This window comes from Streptomyces megasporus (assembly GCF_000718985.1).
Lineage (GTDB): Bacteria > Actinomycetota > Actinomycetes > Streptomycetales > Streptomycetaceae > Streptomyces > Streptomyces megasporus.
On sequence record NZ_JODL01000001.1, the window covers coordinates 243,824 to 263,063 of the forward strand.

12 protein-coding genes are annotated in these 19,240 nt (G+C 73.6%); 5 read left to right on the forward strand and 7 right to left on the reverse strand.

Annotation, left to right across the window (positions count from 1 at the left end; all coding sequences use genetic code 11):
• Positions 1 to 2: 2 nt before the first annotated feature.
• Together IF47_RS0101060 and IF47_RS0101065 are read left to right on the forward strand one after the other, a co-directional pair.
• Entirely contained in the window at positions 3 to 1,094 is a 1,092-nt protein-coding gene (locus IF47_RS0101060) for a HAMP domain-containing sensor histidine kinase (RefSeq protein WP_037731679.1), read from the forward strand.
• A gap of 235 nt (positions 1,095 to 1,329) precedes the next feature.
• Positions 1,330 to 5,148, forward strand: coding sequence for a multifunctional oxoglutarate decarboxylase/oxoglutarate dehydrogenase thiamine pyrophosphate-binding subunit/dihydrolipoyllysine-residue succinyltransferase subunit (locus tag IF47_RS0101065; RefSeq protein WP_031505944.1), 3,819 nt, complete (start codon positions 1,330 to 1,332; stop codon positions 5,146 to 5,148).
• 129 nt (positions 5,149 to 5,277) lie between these two features.
• On the opposite strand, the gene fxsT is transcribed toward IF47_RS0101065, so the two are convergent.
• The 7 genes from fxsT to IF47_RS0101100 form a co-directional block, all read right to left on the reverse strand.
• Positions 5,278 to 8,301, reverse strand: coding sequence for an FxSxx-COOH system tetratricopeptide repeat protein (gene fxsT, locus IF47_RS0101070; protein WP_031505945.1), 3,024 nt, complete (start codon positions 8,299 to 8,301; stop codon positions 5,278 to 5,280).
• A gap of 76 nt (positions 8,302 to 8,377) precedes the next feature.
• Complete coding sequence (locus IF47_RS0101075; RefSeq protein WP_157839904.1) at positions 8,378 to 9,646, reverse strand: aKG-HExxH-type peptide beta-hydroxylase; 1,269 nt, start codon at positions 9,644 to 9,646, stop codon at positions 8,378 to 8,380.
• A 108-nt stretch (positions 9,647 to 9,754) separates the two neighbouring features.
• A complete protein-coding gene (locus tag IF47_RS30540) occupies positions 9,755 to 9,958 on the reverse strand; it encodes a hypothetical protein (RefSeq protein ID WP_157839905.1) in 204 nt (67 codons plus the stop codon).
• A 101-nt stretch (positions 9,959 to 10,059) separates the two neighbouring features.
• A complete protein-coding gene (locus IF47_RS0101085; protein WP_051716748.1) occupies positions 10,060 to 13,071 on the reverse strand; it encodes a tetratricopeptide repeat protein in 3,012 nt (1,003 codons plus the stop codon).
• Between the two features lie 7 nt (positions 13,072 to 13,078).
• Positions 13,079 to 14,101: an AAA family ATPase gene (locus tag IF47_RS0101090; protein WP_031505948.1), complete on the reverse strand. Its 1,023-nt coding sequence runs from the start codon at positions 14,099 to 14,101 to the stop codon at positions 13,079 to 13,081.
• A gap of 10 nt (positions 14,102 to 14,111) precedes the next feature.
• On the reverse strand, positions 14,112 to 16,115 hold the full coding sequence (locus IF47_RS0101095; protein WP_037731735.1) for a VMAP-C domain-containing protein: 2,004 nt from the start codon (positions 16,113 to 16,115) through the stop codon (positions 14,112 to 14,114).
• A 158-nt stretch (positions 16,116 to 16,273) separates the two neighbouring features.
• Positions 16,274 to 16,660, reverse strand: a complete 387-nt coding sequence (locus IF47_RS0101100) for a CU044_2847 family protein (RefSeq protein ID WP_031505951.1) — start codon at positions 16,658 to 16,660, stop codon at positions 16,274 to 16,276.
• A 176-nt stretch (positions 16,661 to 16,836) separates the two neighbouring features.
• On the opposite strand from IF47_RS0101100, the gene IF47_RS30990 reads away from it, so the two are divergent.
• The 3 genes from IF47_RS30990 (at position 16,837) to IF47_RS0101115 (ending at position 19,216) form a co-directional block, all read left to right on the forward strand.
• Positions 16,837 to 17,013 (forward strand): DUF6104 family protein, encoded by a 177-nt coding sequence (locus tag IF47_RS30990; RefSeq protein ID WP_169745188.1) that lies wholly within the window; start codon positions 16,837 to 16,839, stop codon positions 17,011 to 17,013.
• 216 nt (positions 17,014 to 17,229) lie between these two features.
• Positions 17,230 to 18,141: a DUF4097 family beta strand repeat-containing protein gene (locus tag IF47_RS0101110; RefSeq protein WP_031505952.1), complete on the forward strand. Its 912-nt coding sequence runs from the start codon at positions 17,230 to 17,232 to the stop codon at positions 18,139 to 18,141.
• A 1-nt stretch (position 18,142) separates the two neighbouring features.
• A complete protein-coding gene (locus IF47_RS0101115) occupies positions 18,143 to 19,216 on the forward strand; it encodes a helix-turn-helix transcriptional regulator (RefSeq protein WP_031505953.1) in 1,074 nt (357 codons plus the stop codon).
• Positions 19,217 to 19,240: the final 24 nt, after the last annotated feature.

The following is a 19,240-nucleotide window of genomic DNA, read 5'->3' on the forward strand; positions in this document are numbered from 1 at the left end:
GCGTGCGCAAGACGGACCCGAGCCGCCTGCGGTCCCTGTGGGGTCGGTTCTGGGAGGGCCTGCGGCCCGTGGACCCCAGACGCTCGGTCAAGGCCGCGCTGGGCGCGCTGGTGATCGTCACCGTGGCGATCACCACGGTGCTGACCATCGTCGCGTTCTACTCGGCGATCGAGCTGCGGGTGATCGCCCTGCTCGCGGTGATCGCCTCGCTGGTGGTCACCCAGTTCGTGGCGCACGGCCTGGCCGAGCCGCTGGACGAGATGACGGACGCGGCCCGCTCGATGGCCCGCGGCGACTACAGCCGGCGGGTCCGCGTCGAACGCCGGGACGAACTGGGCGAGCTGGCCGACACCTTCAACCGCATGGCCGCCGACCTGGAGTCCGCCGACCGGCACCGCAAGGAGCTGGTGGCCAACGTCTCCCACGAGTTGCGCACCCCGATCGCGGCGCTGCGCGCGGTGCTGGAGAACGTGGTCGACGGGGTCTCGGAGGCCGACCCGGTGACCATGGACACCGCGCTGAGGCAGACCGAGCGGCTGGGCCGCCTCGTGGAGCACCTGCTGGACCTGTCCCGGCTCGACAACGGCGTGGTGCCGCTGCACACCCGGCGCTTCGAGGTGTGGCCGTACCTGTCGGGGGTGCTCAAGGAGGCCAACATGACCAAGGGCCAGGGGCACTCCCGCACGGACGTCCACCTGCACCTGGACGTCTCCCCCTCGGGCCTGGTCGCCCACGCCGACACCGAGCGACTGCACCAGGTGGTCGCCAACCTCATCGACAACGCCGTCAAGCACAGCCCTCCCCATGGCCGGGTGACCGTGCGCGCGCGGCCCGGACGGGCTCCGCTGAGCCTGGAGCTGGAGGTCCTGGACGAGGGTCCGGGCATCCCCGAGGCGGACCGCGAGCGGGTCTTCGAACGCTTCGACCGCTCGGCCTCGGCCAAGAGCGGCGACGGTGGCACGGGGCTGGGACTGGCCATCGCGCGCTGGGCGGTGGACCTCCACGGCGGGCGGATCAGGGTGGCCGAATCCCCACGCGGTTGCCGGATCCTTGTCACACTTCCAGGTGATACGTCAAGACCGGAGTTGACGTAGGCTTCCCAAGGGACAGGCCACGGCGGATCGGGTGGGACACCCGCTCCGCGGGCCTCTCCATCCCTGAAACCGCAGAACCGAGTGTGTTTCCCACCACGGAACACGCCGAAACATGTCGCAGGATGTGACTTAGGCGACGCCAACCCCATGCCGACTCCACCGAACGGCGCAAGGGGCGTAGCCTTTATTTCTGCTGTCCACCAACACAGGTAAGCGGAAGAGGGCGGTTGCCGCCGTGTCGCCACAGGCCCCCAAGACTTCGAGCTCCCCTACCACCGAGCAGGACGGACAGGGAAAGACTCCCGCCGCCGGCTTCGGTGCCAACGAGTGGCTCGTCGACGAGATCTACCAGCAGTACCTCCAGGACCCGAACTCGGTCGACCGGGCCTGGTGGGACTTCTTCGCCGACTACAAGCCGGGACAGGCCGCCGGAGGAGCCGCGGCCCCCACTGCCTCGAAGCCTCCGGCCCAGCCTCAAGCTCCCCGGCCACCCCAGGCTCAGCAGACCCCGGCACGGTCCGCGCCCCCCGCCGCGCCGGCGGCTTCCGCCCCGGCTCCGGCCCCGGCTCCGGCTCCGGAGAAGAAGCCCGCCGAGCCCGCCGCCAAGCCCGCGGCACAGGCCGAGCCGGAGAAGCGTGAGCCGGCCGGCAAGGCCCAGGCCAAGCCCGAGCAGGGGCAGGAGGCCGGGCCGGAGTACGTGCCGCTGCGCGGTCCGTCCGCCGCGGTCGCCCGCAACATGAACGCCTCGCTGGAGCTGCCCACCGCCACCTCGGTGCGCGCGGTCCCGGTGAAGCTGTTGATCGACAACCGCATCGTCATCAACAACCACCTCAAGCGCGCCCGCGGCGGCAAGGTGTCCTTCACGCACCTGATCGGCTACGCCATGGTGAAGGCGCTCAAGGCGATGCCGTCGATGAACCACTCGTACACCGAGAAGGACGGCAAGCCGACCCTCGTCAAGCCGGACCACGTCAACCTCGGTCTGGCCATCGACCTGGTGAAGCGGGGCGGCGACCGCCAGCTCGTCGTGGCCGCCATCAAGAAGGCCGAGACGCTGACCTTCTTCGAGTTCTGGCAGGCCTACGAGGACATCGTCCGCCGCGCCCGCGCGGGCAAGCTGACGATGGAGGACTTCTCCGGCGTCACCGCCTCGTTGACCAACCCCGGCGGCATCGGCACCGTCCACTCGGTGCCGCGCCTGATGCCCGGTCAGGGCGTGATCCTGGGCGTCGGCGCGATGGAGTACCCGGCCGAGTTCCAGGGCACCTCGCAGGACACCCTGAACAAGCTGGGCATCTCCAAGGTCATGACGCTGACCAGCACGTACGACCACCGGGTGATCCAGGGCGCCGCCTCCGGCGAGTTCCTGCGGATCATCCACCAGCTCCTGCTCGGCGAGGACGGCTTCTACGACGAGATCTTCGAGGCGCTGCGCATCCCCTACGAGCCGGTCCGCTGGCTCAAGGACATCGACACCAGCCACGACGACGACGTCACCAAGGCCGCCCGCGTCTTCGACCTGATCCACTCCTACCGGGTCCGCGGCCACGTCATGGCCGACACCGACCCGCTGGAGTACAAGCAGCGCAAGCACCCCGACCTCGACATCACCGAACACGGACTCACCCTGTGGGACCTGGAGCGGGAGTTCGCGGTCGGCGGCTTCGCCGGCAAGTCGGTGATGAAGCTGCGCGACATCCTGGGCGTGCTCCGCGACTCGTACTGCCGCACCACCGGCATCGAGTACATGCACATCCAGGACCCCAAGCAGCGCAAGTGGATCCAGGACCGCGTCGAGCGTCCGCACTCCTCGTTCGACCGTGACGAGCAGTTGCGCATCCTGCGCCGGCTGAACGCCGCCGAGGCCTTCGAGGTCTTCCTCCAGACCAAGTACGTCGGCCAGAAGCGGTTCTCGCTGGAGGGCGGCGAGTCCGTCATCCCGCTGCTGGACGCGGTGCTCGACGCCGCCGCCGAGGCGCGGCTGGACGAGGTCGTCATCGGCATGGCCCACCGCGGCCGGCTGAACGTGCTGGCCAACATCGTGGGCAAGTCCTACGCCCAGATCTTCCGCGAGTTCGAGGGCAACCTCGATCCGAAGTCGATGCACGGCTCCGGCGACGTGAAGTACCACCTGGGCGCCGAGGGCACCTTCACCGGCCTGGACGGCGACCAGATCAAGGTCTCGCTGACCGCCAACCCCTCCCACCTGGAGGCCGTCGACCCGGTGCTGGAGGGCGTGGCCCGCGCCAAGCAGGACATCATCGGCAAGGGCGGCACCGACTTCACCGTCCTGCCCGTCCTGCTCCACGGCGACGCGGCCTTCGCGGGCCAGGGCGTGGTGGCCGAGACCCTCAACATGTCGCAACTGCGCGGCTACCGCACCGGCGGCACCGTGCACGTGGTCATCAACAACCAGGTCGGCTTCACCGCTCCTCCCGAGTCGGCGCGCTCCTCGATGTACGCCACCGACGTGGCGCGGATGATCGAGGCGCCGATCTTCCACGTCAACGGCGACGACCCGGAGGCCTGCGTCCGCGTGGCGCGCCTGGCCTTCGAGTTCCGCCAGGCGTTCAACAAGGACGTGGTGATCGACCTCATCTGCTACCGCCGTCGCGGCCACAACGAGACGGACAACCCGTCCTTCACCCAGCCGCTGATGTACGACCTGATCGACAAGAAGCGCTCGGTGCGCAAGCTCTACACCGAGTCGCTGATCGGCCGGGGCGACATCACCCTGGAGGAGGCGGAGCAGGCGCTCCAGGACTTCCAGGGCCAGTTGGAGAAGGTCTTCACCGAGGTCCGGGAGGCGACCACCACCCCGCTCCCGATGGAGCCCGAGGCGCCGCAGCCGGAGTTCCCGGTGGCGGTGGAGACGGGTGTCGGCGAGGAGGTCCTCAAGCGGATCGCCGAGTCCCAGGTCAACATCCCCGAGCGGATCACCGTCCACCCCAGGCTGCTGCCGCAGCTCCAGCGCCGCGTGGCGATGGTGGAGGAGGGCAAGATCGACTGGGGCATGGGCGAGACTCTGGCCATCGGCTCGCTGCTGATGGAGGGCATCCCCGTCCGGCTCGCCGGACAGGACTCCCGCCGCGGCACCTTCGGCCAGCGCCACGCCGTCCTCATCGACCAGAACACCGGCGAGGACTACACCCCGCTGCTGTACCTGTCGGAGGACCAGGCCCGCTTCAACGTCTACGACTCGCTGCTGAGCGAGTACGCGGCGATGGGCTTCGAGTACGGCTACTCCCTGGCCCGTCCCGAGGCGCTGGTGATGTGGGAGGCGCAGTTCGGCGACTTCGCCAACGGCGCCCAGACGGTGGTCGACGAGTTCATCTCCTCGGCCGAGCAGAAGTGGGGCCAGACCTCCGGCGTCACGCTGCTGCTGCCGCACGGCTACGAGGGCCAGGGACCGGACCACTCCTCGGGCCGGATCGAGCGCTTCCTCCAACTGTGCGCGCAGAACAGCATGACGGTCGCGATGCCGACCCTGCCGTCGAACTACTTCCACCTGCTGCGCTGGCAGGTCCACAACCCGCACCACAAGCCGCTGATCGTCTTCACCCCGAAGTCGATGCTCCGGCTCAAGGCGGCGACCTCCAAGGCGTCGGAGTTCACCTCCGGCGGCTTCCGGCCGGTCATCGGCGACTCCTCGGTCGACCCGGCGCAGGTCAACAAGGTCGTCTTCTGCTCCGGCAAGATCTACTACGACCTCGACGCCGAGCGCAGGAAGCGGGGCGTGACCGACACCGCGATCATCCGGCTGGAGCGGCTCTACCCGCTGCCCGGCAAGGAGATCCAGGAGGAGATGGCGCGCTACGGCAACGCCTCGAAGATCGTCTGGGCCCAGGAGGAGCCGGCGAACCAGGGTGCCTGGCCGTTCATCGCGCTCAACCTGGTGGACCACCTGGACGTGTTCATCGGGGCCGGCAAGGCGCCGAGCGCGTACCGGCTGCGCCGGGTCTCGCGCCCGTCGTCCTCCTCCCCGGCGGTCGGTTCGGCCAAGCGTCACCAGGCCGAGCAGCAGCAGCTCATCAACGAGGTCTTCGACCTCTGAGGGGCCGACCCCTGAGGGGCCGATGAGAACCTCTCGGCCGGTCGGACCGGTTGACGGTCCGTCGGACAGAAGCGGCGGGGCCCACCGTACGGTGCGTACGGTGGGCCCCGCCGTCTGCGTCCTTCCCCCTCAGCCCAGGTAGGGCTCGTGGTCCCAGTACGGCCGCGCCCGCCGGCGGGCGGAGAGGGTGTGGGGGTGCTGCGCGCCCAGGGTGCGGGTCAGCCGCTGGAGGGCGTCCTCCTCCAGCTTGCCCGCCTCCTCGCTCTCCCGCAGGGAGCGCAGGTCCCAGGCGAGCGCGACCATGCAGGAGAGGGTGAGGGGATGGTCCTCGCCCAGCACCCGGTGGGCGCGGCGCAGGGTGTCCCGGCCGAGCTCCGCGGCCTCCTCCAGCCGGCCGATGAAGCTCCGGCCGGCGGTGGTGTTCAGCGCGCACCCCAGGGTGGCCGGGTGGTCGTCGCCGAGCAGGGTGCGCATCCCGATCAGCGCCTGCTCGAACATGTTGAGCGCCCCGGCCCGGTCGCCCTCGGCCTGCATCACCAGACCGACGTTGGACTGCATCGCGGTGGGGACCGGGTGGGCCTGGCCGACCAGCGCGCGGTAGCCGTCCTCGGCCTCGGCGATCAGATCGCGGGCCTGGTAGACGTCCCCGTACTCGCGGAGGTGGTTGCCGTAGTCGGTGATCAGGGCGAGCGTGTGGTGGTGGCCCCGGCCGGAGACCCTCTCGCGCTGCTCCAGCAGTTCGGCCAGCTCCGCTCCCAGGTCCGGGTGGCCGCCGCCCGCCCGGCGCCGGCACATCAGGAGGCTGTGCCGGGCGGACAAGGTCTGCGGATGCTGCTCGCCCAGGACCTGGACGTGCAGCCGCACTCCGCGCTCCTGCCGTGCCAGCGCCTCCTGGTACCGGCCCATCAGCCGCAGGTCGCGGACGCAGGCGTTGCCCGAGTTGAGCGTGGCGGGGTGCCGGGCCCGCAGCACGGCCTCGCGCTTGCCGAGGGTGTCCTGGTCCATCTCGTACGCCTCGCGGTAACGGCCCATCAGCCGCAGCGAGACTCCCAGGTTGTGTTGGGCGTTGAGCGTGACCCACTCCTCGGGACCGAGGAGCCGGTGGGCCTTCTCGACCACTTCCTCCTGCATGCGCAGGGACTCGGCGTACCGACCCAGGTAGCGCTGGTCGGCGGCGAGACAGCTAAAGGCCGTCACCAGCGCCAACTCGTCCGACTCCGCCGCGGCGCGCAACCGCTTCAGGCGCGTGCGGTCCAGTTCGTAGGCCTCCTGGAACCGGCCGGCGGCGCGCAGGATGTTGCCCTGTTGGGTCGTCAGGTTGAGCATCGCCTGATCGTCCGGGGCCAGCAGCGCCGTCCACCGCTCGCGGACCTGCTCGGCCAGGTCGGCGCCGACGCCGTACTCGCCGCTGGCGAAGCAGTACCGCAGGCAGTTCAGGACCAGGGTCTGGGTGCGGGGTTCCGTGTCGTCCAGCGCCCCCGACGTCTCCAGGTGGGGCATCAGCTCCGCGTAGCGGGGCCACTGCCTGCTGTCCATCGGATCGCCCGGGTCGGCCGCGGCGAGCACCCGGCGCACCACGTCCCGGTAGGTGTCGCGGTCCTCGCCGGCGGTGAGCCGGCTGACGATGTTGTGCACGACGCGGTGCATGAGCACGGATTCCTGCTGGTCCCTCGGCTCGGGGCCGGAGGAGACGGAGAGGCTGCGCGAGTCCCGTACGAGGATGGAGTAGTTGGCCAGGGAGTCCAGCGCGCGGGGCCAGTCGGGCAGGTCGGCCGCGATCCACCTGAGGTGTTCCGGCAGGTCGTTCTCGGGAAGGCCGCGGACCAGGCCGAGCGGGATCCTGCCGGGGGTGAAGGAGGTGCACAGCATCAGCAGTTCCACCGCCCGGGGTTCGGACTGGCGGAGCTTGTTGATCAGCATCGACCACGAGGTGAGCAGGGAGCGTGGATACTCCCCCGGCGCGGCCGTCTGGTCCAGGGGGCTGAGCTCGCCCGAGCGCACCCTGCGCAGGTACTCGGACACCTCCATGTGCGACTCGCCCAACCAGGCTGCGGCGTGTGCCAGTTGCAGCGGCAGGTCCTGGAACTCGGCGGCGACCTGGTCGGCCTCCTCGGCGGAGACGTGCGGCGCCCGGCGCATCAGGTAGCCGGTGGACTCGTTCCGCCGGAAGGCGGGCACCTCCACGACGTCCATGACCTCGCGCCAGCCGCGGTTGCGGGCGGTGACCAGCACGTGGCCGGAGCCTCCCTGGGGGAGCACTCGGGCGGCGTCCTCGATGTCCTCCCAGCCGTCGAAGACCAGCAGCCAGCGTCCGTGCGGCTCGCCACGGCGCAGGGCCTCGCGGACCGCCCTGATCCGTCCGCCCGGCTCCGAACCGACGTGCAGTCCGAACTCGACGGCCAGTTCGCCGAACCGGTCGCGCTGGGTGCCGCGCTGGTCGGAGTTGACCCACCACACCACGTCGTAGTCGGAGCTGAAGCGGTGCGCGTACTCGGCGGCGAGCTGCGTCTTGCCGATGCCGGACATGCCGACGAGCGCGCAGGCGGCCGTCCCCCGCGCCGAGTCCATCAGCCGCTGCTGGAGTTCGTTGAGGAGATCGTCGCGCCCGGTGAACCGCCTGTTCCGGCGGGGCACCTCGCCCCAGATGGCGGGCGGGTCGTTGGGGTATCGGGAGCCGGTGCCGACCGCCGCCGGCCAGGGGGTGGCGGGGGTGAGGGAGAGCCGGGCCAGCAGCCTGCGCTCGGCCTCGTCCTCGCCGACGTCCCACAGGTCGACCGGTTCCAGCACGGCGGTCGCGGGGAGCAGGGGGCGGCTGGTCAGGTTGACGGCGGCGAAGCGTTCGGCGTTGTCGGCGACGAAGCCGCGCAGCACCTCGTTCCACTCCCCTTCGGGGCGGGGACCGAGCTGGAAGAACCAGTCGCCGAGCACCAGGAGCACCCGTCCGCTGGCGAGCAGCAGGTCGCCCAGCGCGTGCTCCAGTCGCTGCTCGCGGGGAGGGTCCCAGCGGTGGAGGGTGACGCGGTGGCCGTGGGCCTCCAGCCGGTGGGCGATCCAGGTGGCCCACGATCGGTGGTGGCCGGGGAAGGCCACCAGGATGTGCTGTGCTCCCCGCTCCGGTGCACCGCTCTCGGCGGGGTGCCGCTGAGCGCCCATGCGCGCGTCTCCCTCGTTGCCGGCCCGCGTCGCCTCTTGACCACGCGGAAGAATGTTACCGAACGTAATGGAAAGGTCACAGGGGAACGGGCCGGGACGGCGCGGCACCGTGCCGCCCCAACTCCGCGTGGTGTCGCTCCAGTCCCGCCGCGAACTCCCTTCCCGCGGGCGTGAGTCGGTCCGATTCCCGCAGGATCGGCAGTGCCTCGGCGACCTGTGCCCGGTAGTCCTCGCCGCGGACGCGGGCCGCCTTCCGGGCGGTGGGCGTGGCACCGGGACGCTCGGCGAGCCGGTGCCACAGATCGGCGAGCGCGAGGTGTGCGAACGCGCCCTGGAGCACGCCTCCCAGCGGGCGGGGATCGCGACGCCAGGGCACCCGGTGAACGGCGCCGCCGCCGGACCGGTGGAGCGCGACCGCCTCGCCGAGCACCGCGAGCTTGCTGTGCTGGAGTTCGTGGACCAGCACCTCCGCCATCCGCGACGCGGTCTCCGGGAGGAAGGTGAACACCGCCCAGGGCGCCGCCCGCAGCGTGGCGCTCGACGCCTCCCCCGCCGCCGGGGGCAGCGGAACCAGCGAACGGACCTGCGCGGCGACCTCGGCCGCGCGCGGGGGGTCGGCCGAGGTCAGCAGTGTCAGCGCGGCCCGCCAGCGCGCCGGCCACGGCCGCGGGGCGCGCGGCCCCCACGGGTGCGGGCGCGGCGCCGGCAGGCCGACGGCCGCCGCCGTGGCCCGGTCCAGGCAGGCGTCCTCCAGCCGGGCGCCGCCGCCCGGCAGGGCCCACGGCTCCCACCAGCCCGCCGGAGCCGTCCCGGTGCGTGAGCGGGGCCACACCGTGACGGTGCGCCGGCCCTCGGGGGTCAGTCGGAGGCTGTGCGGTCCGGCGACCAGCCGCACCCGCGGCGTGCCCGCGCGGTACGCGCCGACGCCGGGGAGCGCCAGCAGGCCGTCCCGGGTGCGCACGGTGGTCCGGAACCCGATCCGCGCGTGGAGGGCGGCGGCGACCGCGACCGCGCCGAGGTGCGCCGCCAACTCGTCGGGGCCCGTGTGGGCGGGGGCGTTGAGCGCCGCCACGAGGTGGACGCCGACGAAGGGGTGGCCCAGGGCCGTCCGCACGGCCGAGGGGTGGTGGCGGTCGGCCTGTTCGAGCAGCCGCCGGTGCCCGGCGACGGCCTCCTTCTCGTCGGGCCGCGTGTCGGCGTGGGAGAGCCGGTCCAGCAGGGCTCTGAGCAGGACCAGGCGGCGGCTGTGGAGGACGGCCCGCAGCAGCGCGCCGTCCTCGGCCACCGGGCGGGTGCGGGCCACGCGGGCCACCGTCACCGAGGGCACCACGAACGCGGTCGGCACGGCTCCCACCTGTCCCCTCCCCCGTCTCCCCCGTCGTCCCGACGTGTGGAATGGCCGATACACACACCGTGCCGTGGCACGGTCGGGGCGGTCGGCGCGGTCGCGCCCCTACCCGCCCGCGGACCCGTCGTCCCTCCAGCTCTCGGTGAAGTCCGCCGGGTTGCGCAGCACGTGGTCGACCGCGTCGGTCAGGGCGGGGTCGTCCAGGATGGACAGGGTGCGCAGGTCCACGCCGGTGAGGTCGGGCAACGGCGGTGGGCAGGAAGGCCGCCGGGCCGTCCCGGCGGACGCTGGGTCGCGCTGTCGCGGCACGGTCTTCTCCTCCCCTGACGCACCCCCGTAGGCGCCACCGTCGGAGCAGTGTTCTTTCCCGAGCGCCTTGACACGGAAACCCGTTCGATACGTGGCGCCGATCATTCGGTTTCCCTTTCCGCCACCCGTGCGCGCACCTCCCGGACCTCGGCCTCGGGAGGTTCGGTGCCCTCCTCGGCCAGCCTCCGCCACTCCGCCTCGGCCGCGCGGTGGTCGGCGAGCGCGGCACGGGGACGGCCCAGCCGTTCGTAGAGGAATCCCCGTCCGCGCAGGGCACGGGCGGCCGTGGCCGAGGCGCGTGTGCCGGCCGCCTCGCGCGCCTCGCGCAGCGCGGCGTTCCAGGCGGCCTCCGCCGGCGAGGAGTCGTCCCGCGAGGCCGGTTCGGGGAAGTCCGCCCGCGCCTCGCCGAGCGCGAGCCACGCCTCGGCCCGCCAGGCGGCCTCGGGCGCCTTCCGGGCCGCCCGCTCCAGCAGGTGGCAGCCCTCGTACAGGTCGGGCAGGAAGCGTTCGCGTCGGTACCGCCCCACCAGGGCGCGCCCCAGGAGGAGGTGCAGCCGGCTCTGGAGGGAGGCGTCGTCGGGCGCGTTGGTGAGCGCCTCCCGCAGCAGTCCCTCGGCGCGGTCCGGCCGGCCGGCCTCGTCCAGCAGCATCCCGCCCCACTCCAGGAGCAGTTCGCAGCGCTCCGGGCTGTCGGGGTCGGCCCGGGACTCGGCCTCGGCGTAGGCGCGGTCGGCCGCCTCCCAGTCGCCGGCGTCGTGGTGGACGGCGGCCCGTGCGCGCAGGCAGCGCAGCAGCAGTGCGTCGTCGCCGTCCGCCGCCGCCTCGGCCCGGTCCAGGAGCTCCAAGAGCTCTTGGAGGTCCGGGAGACCGCCGCCTCGCTCGCCGTTCAGCCGCAGGGCGGCCACGAGATCGAGGAGGGCGGCGCAGCGGCGCCCGCCGGCGGCGCCCGCGGCGTCGAGCAGGTCGCAGGCGGCCCGCAGCTCGCGGGCGGCCTCGGCGGCCTCCCGGCTCGCACCGCCCCGCACACGGGCCAGTTCGAGCAGCACCCGGCCGAGCCGCAGCCGCCTGGTCCGTTCGATCTCCGGCGGGGGCGGACCGTCCTCCCCGGTGACGGCGCGCAGGGTCTCCTCGGCCTCCAGCAGGCGCTCCGGGTCCCGTTCCACCAGCCACAGCCCGTACTGGGCGGCGGCGCGCTCCAGCGCCGTCTCCACGCCGCTCCCGGTCAGCAGTCCGACCGCCCGGCGCAGCAGTCGGCGGTGGTGGTCGAGGTCGCGTCCGAGGTCGCCGGACTGGGCCAGGGCGCGCAGGGTCCGGCCCAGCAGCAGCCGTGCCCGCTCCCCGCCGCCGGCGTCCAGGGCCGACTCCGCCAGGGCCCGCGCCTGACGCAGGGGTTCCCGGTCGCGCTGGGACCGCCACTGGACCAGCAGGCGCTCCGCCTCGTCCAGCAGGTCGGGGACGGGACGCACCGGCTGGTACCAGCGGACCACACGGGCCGGCACCTCGGCGAACAGTTCGTCCCCCGGCTCCGCCGCCTCCCCGGCGTCGTCTCCGAACGGTCCGTCGGGGTCGGGGACGTCGATCGGCGTCCCCTCCAGCGGGGCCCGGCCGGTGAGTCGGGCCACGGCGAGCGCGGGGAAGTTCCGCGTCCCCTGGCCGAAGCGCTGGGCGACGTACTCCGAGACGTGTTTGAGCAGCAGCACCGCCACGTCCCGGTCCAGCATCGGCAGCAGGCGCTCCCGCACACCGGGCGCGAAGGCGTAGCGCGGGCCCGGCGACCGCTCCAGGTCGGACAGGCGTTCCAGCAGGCCGCCGAGGAGCACCTCGGCCAGCTCCGTCGGCCCGGTGTGGGGCAGCATCGTCTCCTGCACCAGCCGGATGACCGGCAGCACCAGCGGCACCGCCGCCAGGTGCACCGCCAGTTCGAGGGCGCCGGGCGAGGCGCCGGCCCGGAAGGCGCGCAGCCTCGCCTCCGGGGTGCGCGCGCCGGGGTCGGGAGGAGACACGGGCCGGGCCGGGTGGTGGGGCAGCACCCAGGCCGCCGCGCCGCGCACCGTGTGCGGGCCGCCTGCGCCGAGCAGCCGCGCCCAACTGCCCAGCGCCTGCGGGGTCGGCGGCAGGACGGGGACGGAACGCGCGCCCGGCGGGGGAACGGGCCCGTATCCGTCGGGCACGAACCCGAGGGACACCCCGCCGGCGCCGCCGGTCTCACGGACCAGCGCCCCGGGTTCGGCGGGCAGCGCGGTGTGCCGCCACAGCCTCGGCGGCAGCGGCTGGACGACGGCCAGCGGCGCCCCCGCCGACCAGCGGTGCAGCAGCCGCTGGGCGCCGCCGGACTGCCACAGCGGGCCGACGCAGTCGCTGACGACCAGGGTCAGCCGGCGGCCGGTGGTGTCGCGGTACCGGTCGGCGGCGCGCGGCCGGGCGTGCGCCGGATCCGGCCCGGTGCCGATGAGGGGGGTGCCGTCCCGCGCCGGGTGCAGGTAGTGCACCCGGACGTCGCGGAACACCCCGAGTTGCTCGCAGGCCTGCCGCAGCCGGTCGAGGGTGGACTGCCAGACCGAGGTGGTCGGCGTGGCGTCCATCAACAGCCGGATCTCGCGCTCCTGCCGCGCGGCGGGGCGGAAGACGGGCCGCACCACGCCCTCGCGCGCGACGCGTTCGGCGGTGGCCTCCTCGTCCAGCGTCCTCCCGGGCGGGTGGGGCGGCGGTGGGCGGTAGCCGTGCAGCGGGCGCAGGGCGCGCTGGAGCGCCGGCACTCCGGACGCCGCCTTGGCCGAGGGGGCGCGCACGGGGAAGGCATGGGCGTGGCCGGTGCCGTGCCGGGCCGGGGCGTACAGCGAGACGGCGCCGGTCCGCTCCGCGGTGTCGGGGGACGTCCCCCCTCCGGTGCCGGAGGGGAGGTGGGGCGCGGGGTCCCCGGTGGGCGGTGCCGGGGCGGTCGGTGGGTCCGCCGCGGGGTCCGGGTCCCGCGGCGGCTCTCCGGTGCCGTCCGTGGCGGGGACGAGCCGGAGGGCCAACCACACGGCCTCGGCGATCTCCTCCGCCGTCGGATCCATCCCGACGCCGCGCAGCCGCGCGACGAGTTCCGCCAGCCGCCGGTCGGGGGTCGTCATCGGCCCATCACCCCGGACGGTCCAGCGGTCGCATCAGCATCTCGGCGAGCCGGTTGAGGGTGATCCGCTCGGCCCCGGCCGCGCGCTGCGTGAGGTACAGGGCGTTGAGCAGTTGGTCGGTGGCGACCACCCGGCCCGGCTCCCGCCGCAGGAAGCGCTCGACGAGTTCGCCTCCCTCGGCGAGGGCCTCCTCGCCGAGGTGGGCGGCCACCATGGCGGCGAGCTGCTTCTCCCCGGGGGGTTTGAGTTCGAGTTGGATGCAGCGGCGCAGCAGGGCCGCGGGGAAGTCGCGTTCGCCGTTGGAGGTCAGGACGATGAACGGGAAGACGGTGCAGCGCACCCTGCCGCCGCGGACGGTCGCGGTGGTGCCGTCGTCGGTGAGCACCTGTGCCTCCGGTTCCCGCTCGGCGGCGCGCTCCAGTTCCCGGATGGTGAACTCGCCCTCCTCCAGGACGTTGAGCAGGTCGTTGGGGAGGTCGATGTCGCTCTTGTCCAGTTCGTCGACGAGCAGTGCCCGTGGCAGCCCGTCCGCGGAGGGCAGCAGGGCCGTCCCCAGCGGGCCGAGGCGGATGTAGGAGCCGATGGGCGGACGCTCCACGGTTCCCGACGCGACGGCCCGCTCCAGTTGGACGTCCTGGAGCCTGCCGATGGCGTCGTAGTGGTAGAGCCCGTCCTGGAGCGTGGTGCGGCTGACCACGGGCCAGCGCAACACCCGCCCCAGCCCGAGTTCGTGGGCGACGGCGTGGGCGAGCGTGGACTTGCCGGTGCCGGGGTTTCCGGTGACCAGGAGCGGACGGCGCAGGTAGAGCGCGGCGTTGACCGCCTCGACCTCCTCGGGCCGCGGGTGCAGGTTCTCCACGAGGCGGCGTCGGACGCCGAGCCGGCGCGCGGTGTCGCCACCCCCGTCGCCGTTTCCGTCGCCGTCGCCGGCACCGGCACCGGCGAAGTCCCGCCAGGGCGGCGGGTCGGGCAGCCGCCGCACGCCGTCGTGCGGGAGGCCCGCTCCCCGGTAGATGCGCCAGTCACTCACTGCGGGCTCCTCACGCTGTCGGTGTCGGGGGCGCCGACGGCGGGACCTGGAGGGGCCCGCCGGGGAGCGGTGGCCTGTGCGGCGGATCGTAGAGCAGGACCATATGGCGCGCCCAGACCGCTTCCTGGTCATTCGTTCCGTGGTCGGCGTTGCGGCTGCGCAGGACGCGGACGTGTCCGGGCAGGTTGTCGGCGGTGCCGGCCTCCTCCAGCAGGTCCGCGACGCGCTTGTGGAAGTCCGCGCAGTCCGTGTGCCCCTCGACGTCGTACCTCCGCCACAGCGCCACGGCGTGTCCGGCGCTGAGCGCGGCGGCCAGGGCCGGGGCCCCGGGGTCGGCGCCGCCCCGGGCGCAGGAGACGGGCACGGCTCCCGCCGGGGCCGCGTGCAGCCGCGCGTAGCCGGCGTGCGGGCTCTCCCGCCAGGGTGCGTCGTGCCCGGGGACGGGGAGTTCGGCGTGGAGCGGGACCGCTTCGAGGGGCCCTTCGCGCACGCCCTTCCAGCGGGCGCGCCACTCCGGGGTGACGCCCTGGGTGTGCCGCTGTCCGTCCCGCAGGACGACGATGCGACGGCGGCCGATCGGCAGGGCGCGCGGGTTGAAGGGGTCCTGGGGGTCGGGGTCGCACAGCCGCCACTCGTCCACCGGTTCGTCGAACAGGGAGCGCGGCAGCACGAACTCGACGGCCGCCAGGTGCTCGTCGACGTCCCCGGCGTCGACGGCGGCGGCGAGCGCGCCGCGGATGGCCTGTCTCAGCCGGGCCCGGGGCACGCCCACGTCGTCCTGGTGGATCGGTGTGAGCCGGCCGTCGGGGAGGACGTGCGCGATCCGCCAGTGGTGGTTCCCGTAGAGGTCCGGGCCGATCTCCACCAGGACGTCCGCGCGGTCCGCGGCGGCCTCGGGCGTGCCGGTGTCGGTCAGGACGGAGGGGACCGTCTCGTTCCGTATGACGTCGTTGGGGAGGGAGAAGCGGCTGTCCTCGATCCAGTCGCGCAGTTCGGCCAGTACCCGCCGCTCGGCTCCGCCGTGCCGGGTCAGCACGGCGTGGACCTTCGCGGCGTACAGCACCGCCGCCTCCAGTTCCAGCGGGCCGCCGTAGAGCAGTCCGGCCCCCTCGCGCCAGCCGCGCGGGGGGTGGGCCTCGGGGGTGTGGGGAGGTCGCAGGACGTGGCGGCGGACCTCGTTGACCGCCTCCAGGACCTGTCCCGCCCCGCCGGGCGGCGGCAGCCGGGCGAACAGGTCGTACAGCCGGGCCCGGGGCCGGCCGGTGAAGGCGAGCGCCCGCTGGTCCAGTTCGCGGTGGAGGCGCGGCCAGGAGAAGTGGGGGGAGGCGACCCGACGGTGGTGGTGGGCGTCGTGGGCGCGCAGCACCTCGTGGAACAGCCTGTCGCCGCCTCCGCCCTCGTCGCACAGGGCGCGGAGCGCGGTGACGGGGGTCGCCTGGCCGAAACCGCCGCTGCCCGAGCCCTTGCAGACGCCGATGGCGGCGCCCCGTTCCAGGTCGACGACCGGGGCGCCGGAGCAGCCGGGCACGAGGAGGACGCCCCGGAGGACGACGGGCCCGTGCCGGCCGCCGAACGCCCGGCCGGTGCTGCCGAGGTACTCCTGTCCCCCGCCGGGGGCGTTCGTCCAGCCGTACACGCCCACCTCGGCGGGGGTGAGGGCCGTGCGGTCGCTGAGCCAGAGGCAGTCGGCGTCCTCGGACTCCGGTACGCGCAGGAGCGCCAGGTCGGGTGCGGGCCAGGGGGCCGGCGGCGCGTCGGGCCGGGCCGGTCGGGGCAGGCAGCGCACGAGTTCCGCGGTGAGCGACTCACCGCTCGACACCGTGACGCCGATGCCGCTCTCTCCCCTCAACACCGCACCCGCCCCCTTGCCGACGACATGGGCGCACGTCAACACCCAACCGGGGGCGACGAAGAAGCCGCTGCCCCAGAACCGGGCGCTGCGTCCGTCATACCCGTCGCCGGACGGCCCGATGCGCACCACGGCACCGCGGACGGCGCTTTCGAGGGAGTTCATCGGGCACACGGGGCGCACGGCGACACACCGGAACACGGCCCGGTGAGAACGACTGTGGGAATGTCCGTCATACGCACCCCGTCCCCCGTACGCGAAACGTACGGGAAGAGGCTAGTGCCCCCGTGCGACGGGCGGGAGTGGGCGTGGGGACGCCGGGTTCACGCCCCCGCACCGGCGGACGTCCCGTCGACGCCCGTCGGGTGCTCCGCCCGCCAGGTGAGGGTGACGCTCAGGGACGCCTTGGCCTCTCCGTCGGCGAGCACGGCGACCGTCCTGCCCGCCTTCGCCACGAGTTCGACGCCGAAGGTGGCGGAGACCTCGTCGGGGCGGGCGGCCCGGGCCGCGTCGAGCACCGCCGTGCCCATGCCGCCGATGAGTTCGCCCAGCCGACCGACCCGGCCGGCGAGGCGGTCGACCACCCCGACGTCCCGGAAGGCGAACTCCTCCTCCCCGAGGGCGCCGACCTCCTCCGCGTCGAGGACTCCGATCCGGGCGAGGACCTTCTCCCCGCCGGGCAGTTCGATCTCCTGGACCCTCCGCTCCACCGCTCCCCCGTCCCCCGACGTCGGCGACCGACCCGCGGGCGTTCCCCGCCGGCCGTCCCGCCAGGCTACCGGCGCGGCGTGGGGACGGGCGACCCCGCGACCACCGCCGGTACGGGCCGCTTCCGCGCCCGCTTACGCTGGCCCGTGGAGAAACACCCCTGCACACGGGAGCACCGATGTACTTCACCGACCGCGGCATCGAGGAGCTGGAACAGCGGCGTGGCGACGAGGAGATCACCTTCGGGTGGCTCTCCGAACAGCTACGGACCTTCGTCGACCTCAATCCGGACTTCGAGGTGCCCGTCGAGCGGCTCGCGACCTGGCTGGCCCGGCTGGACGACGAGGACGACTGACGGCGGCCGTCCGGCGCCCGCCCCGCCTCCGTTTCTGTTCCGTCTCCGTACCCGCCTCTGTTCCACCGCTTCTTCGCCGCTTCTCCGTTCCGCCCCGTTCCGGATTCCGTGCCGCGAACGGGGCGGAGCGTTTTCTTGACTTCTCGGCACCACGATATATCGTGTGTCTTCAGAGACGCGATATGTCGTCGCGTGCCGAGACAGGGGGAGGCCACCGTGTCAGGTCGGTCCGAGTGGTCCGTGGGCGAGCCGCGCAGGCTCGACGTCGACGAGGCCCTTCACACTCTGCGCGTCCGTGTCGTGAACGGCACGGTCAACGTCGTGGGCACCGACGAGCCGACCACCCGGTTGGAGGTCGGTGCCCTCGACGGCCCTCCGCTGACCGTCACCGTGGAGGACGGCGTCCTCACCGTCGCGTACGACGACCTGCCCTGGAAGGGCTTCCTCGGCCTGTTCGACCGCACGGGTCCGCGGCGCCGCGCCGACGTGTCGCTCGCCGTGCCGGCGGGCGTCCGGGTCGAGATCGGGGTGGTCGGCGCCGACGCGGTCGTCACCGGCGTCGAGGGCCGCGCCGACGTGCGCGGGATCACCGGCGGCGTCACACTGGTGGGCCTGACGGGCCCGGCGCGGGTCGACACGGTCTCCGGGAACGTCGAGGCGCAGGGGGTGGTCGGCGACCTGCGGTTCGGCTCCGTCTCCGGCGATCTGACGGTGGTCGACGGCGGCGGTTCGTCGGTGCGGGCCGACACGGTCGACGGCGACATCGTGCTGGACCTCGACCCGGTACGGAAGGACCGGGGCACGGACGTCCGGCTCACCTCTCTCGCGGGCGAGATCGCCATTCGGCTGCCGCATCCGGCCGACACCGTGGTCGACGCGAACACCGCCGGCGGCTCCGTCTCCTGCGCCTTCGAGGACTTGCGGGTCTCCGGGCAGTGGGGGGCCAAGCGGATCACGGGCACCCTCGGGGCGGGCAACGGGCGGCTGCGGGCCTCCACCGTCTCCGGCTCGATCGCCCTGCTGCGCCGCCCACCGGCGGACGACGGCGCCTTCGAGGACTTCGGCGCCTCCGCCTCCCCCGACGGCACGACCCCGCCGACCGAGCCCTCCCTCCGTAAGGACGTGTGACATGCCCCCCGTCTTCGCCCACGGCCGACTCCGCCTGTACCTGCTCAAGCTCCTCGACGAGGCGCCGCGCCACGGATACGAGGTGATCCGGCTGTTGGAGGAGCGCTTCCAGGGGCTCTACGCGCCCTCCGCCGGCACGGTCTACCCGCGCCTGGCCAAGCTGGAGGCCGAGGGCCTGATCAGCCACACCACCGAGGGGGGCCGCAAGGTCTACTCCCTCACCGACGCCGGGCATGCCGAACTCTCCGGTCGGCAGGGCGAGTTGACCGAACTGGAACGGGAGATCCACGAGTCGCTGGCGGCCCTGGCCGCCGACATACGCGAGGACGTCGGCGACGCGGCCGGCGATCTGCGCCGCGAGGTGCGCGAGGAGGCGCGGCGCAACCGCAGCGCCGAGGGCGAGGAGTCCTTCCCCGGCTGGGAAGCGGCCTGGGAGGCCGCCTTCCAAGGTCCCTGGGCGGACAAGGAGGCACTGCGGACGGCGAAGGAGGAGATGCGCCGGGCCGGGGAGCAGTTGAAGGAGCAGGCCCGTCGGGCCCGGCAGGAGGCGCAGCAGGCCAGGGTCCAGGCGCGCAAGGCCCGCCAGGCGCGGGACGCCGCCCGGGAGGAGGCCGAGCGGATCGCCCGTCAGATCCAGGAACAGGTCCAGTCGGTGCAGGCCCGGGCCCAACAGGGCGACTGGCAGGGCGCGGTGCGGCTGGGCGTGTCGGAACTGGCCCGGCAGATGGGCAATCTGGGGCGAATCACCGGCCACACCACACCTTGGCCGCCCTACTTCGCCTCGGACGCCCGCTCGGAGGAGCGGACCGACCCCCGGGGCGAGGCTCGCGCCGACGCCGCCGACACCACCGACGACACCGCCGACACACCGACGCCGGAGTGGGCCGAGGAGGTTGCCCCCACCGGTGACCCACAGCGCGACCTGGAGCGGTTGTTGGACCGCTTCCGCGACGATGTGCGGGACGCGGCCCGCGACCACGGGGTCGGCGAGGAGCAGGTGCGCGAGGCCCGCCGCCACCTGTCCGCGGCGGCGGCCCACATCGTCGCCCTGCTGCACTCCCGGCGCCCGGATTAGCACCGCCGCGCGGCGGCCACCGAC

Bases quoted from the DNA above. Each gene is read 5' to 3' on its own strand.
- IF47_RS30990 (WP_169745188.1), top strand. From the start codon at position 16,837: ATGTACTTCACCGACCGCGGCATCGAGGAGCTGGAACAGCGGCGTGGC.
- IF47_RS0101085 (WP_051716748.1), bottom strand. From the start codon at position 13,071: ATGACGACCCCCGACCGGCGGCTGGCGGAACTCGTCGCGCGGCTGCGC.
- fxsT (WP_031505945.1), bottom strand. From the start codon at position 8,301: ATGGGCGCTCAGCGGCACCCCGCCGAGAGCGGTGCACCGGAGCGGGGA.
- IF47_RS0101115 (WP_031505953.1), top strand. From the start codon at position 18,143: ATGCCCCCCGTCTTCGCCCACGGCCGACTCCGCCTGTACCTGCTCAAG.
- IF47_RS0101095 (WP_037731735.1), bottom strand. From the start codon at position 16,115: ATGAACTCCCTCGAAAGCGCCGTCCGCGGTGCCGTGGTGCGCATCGGG.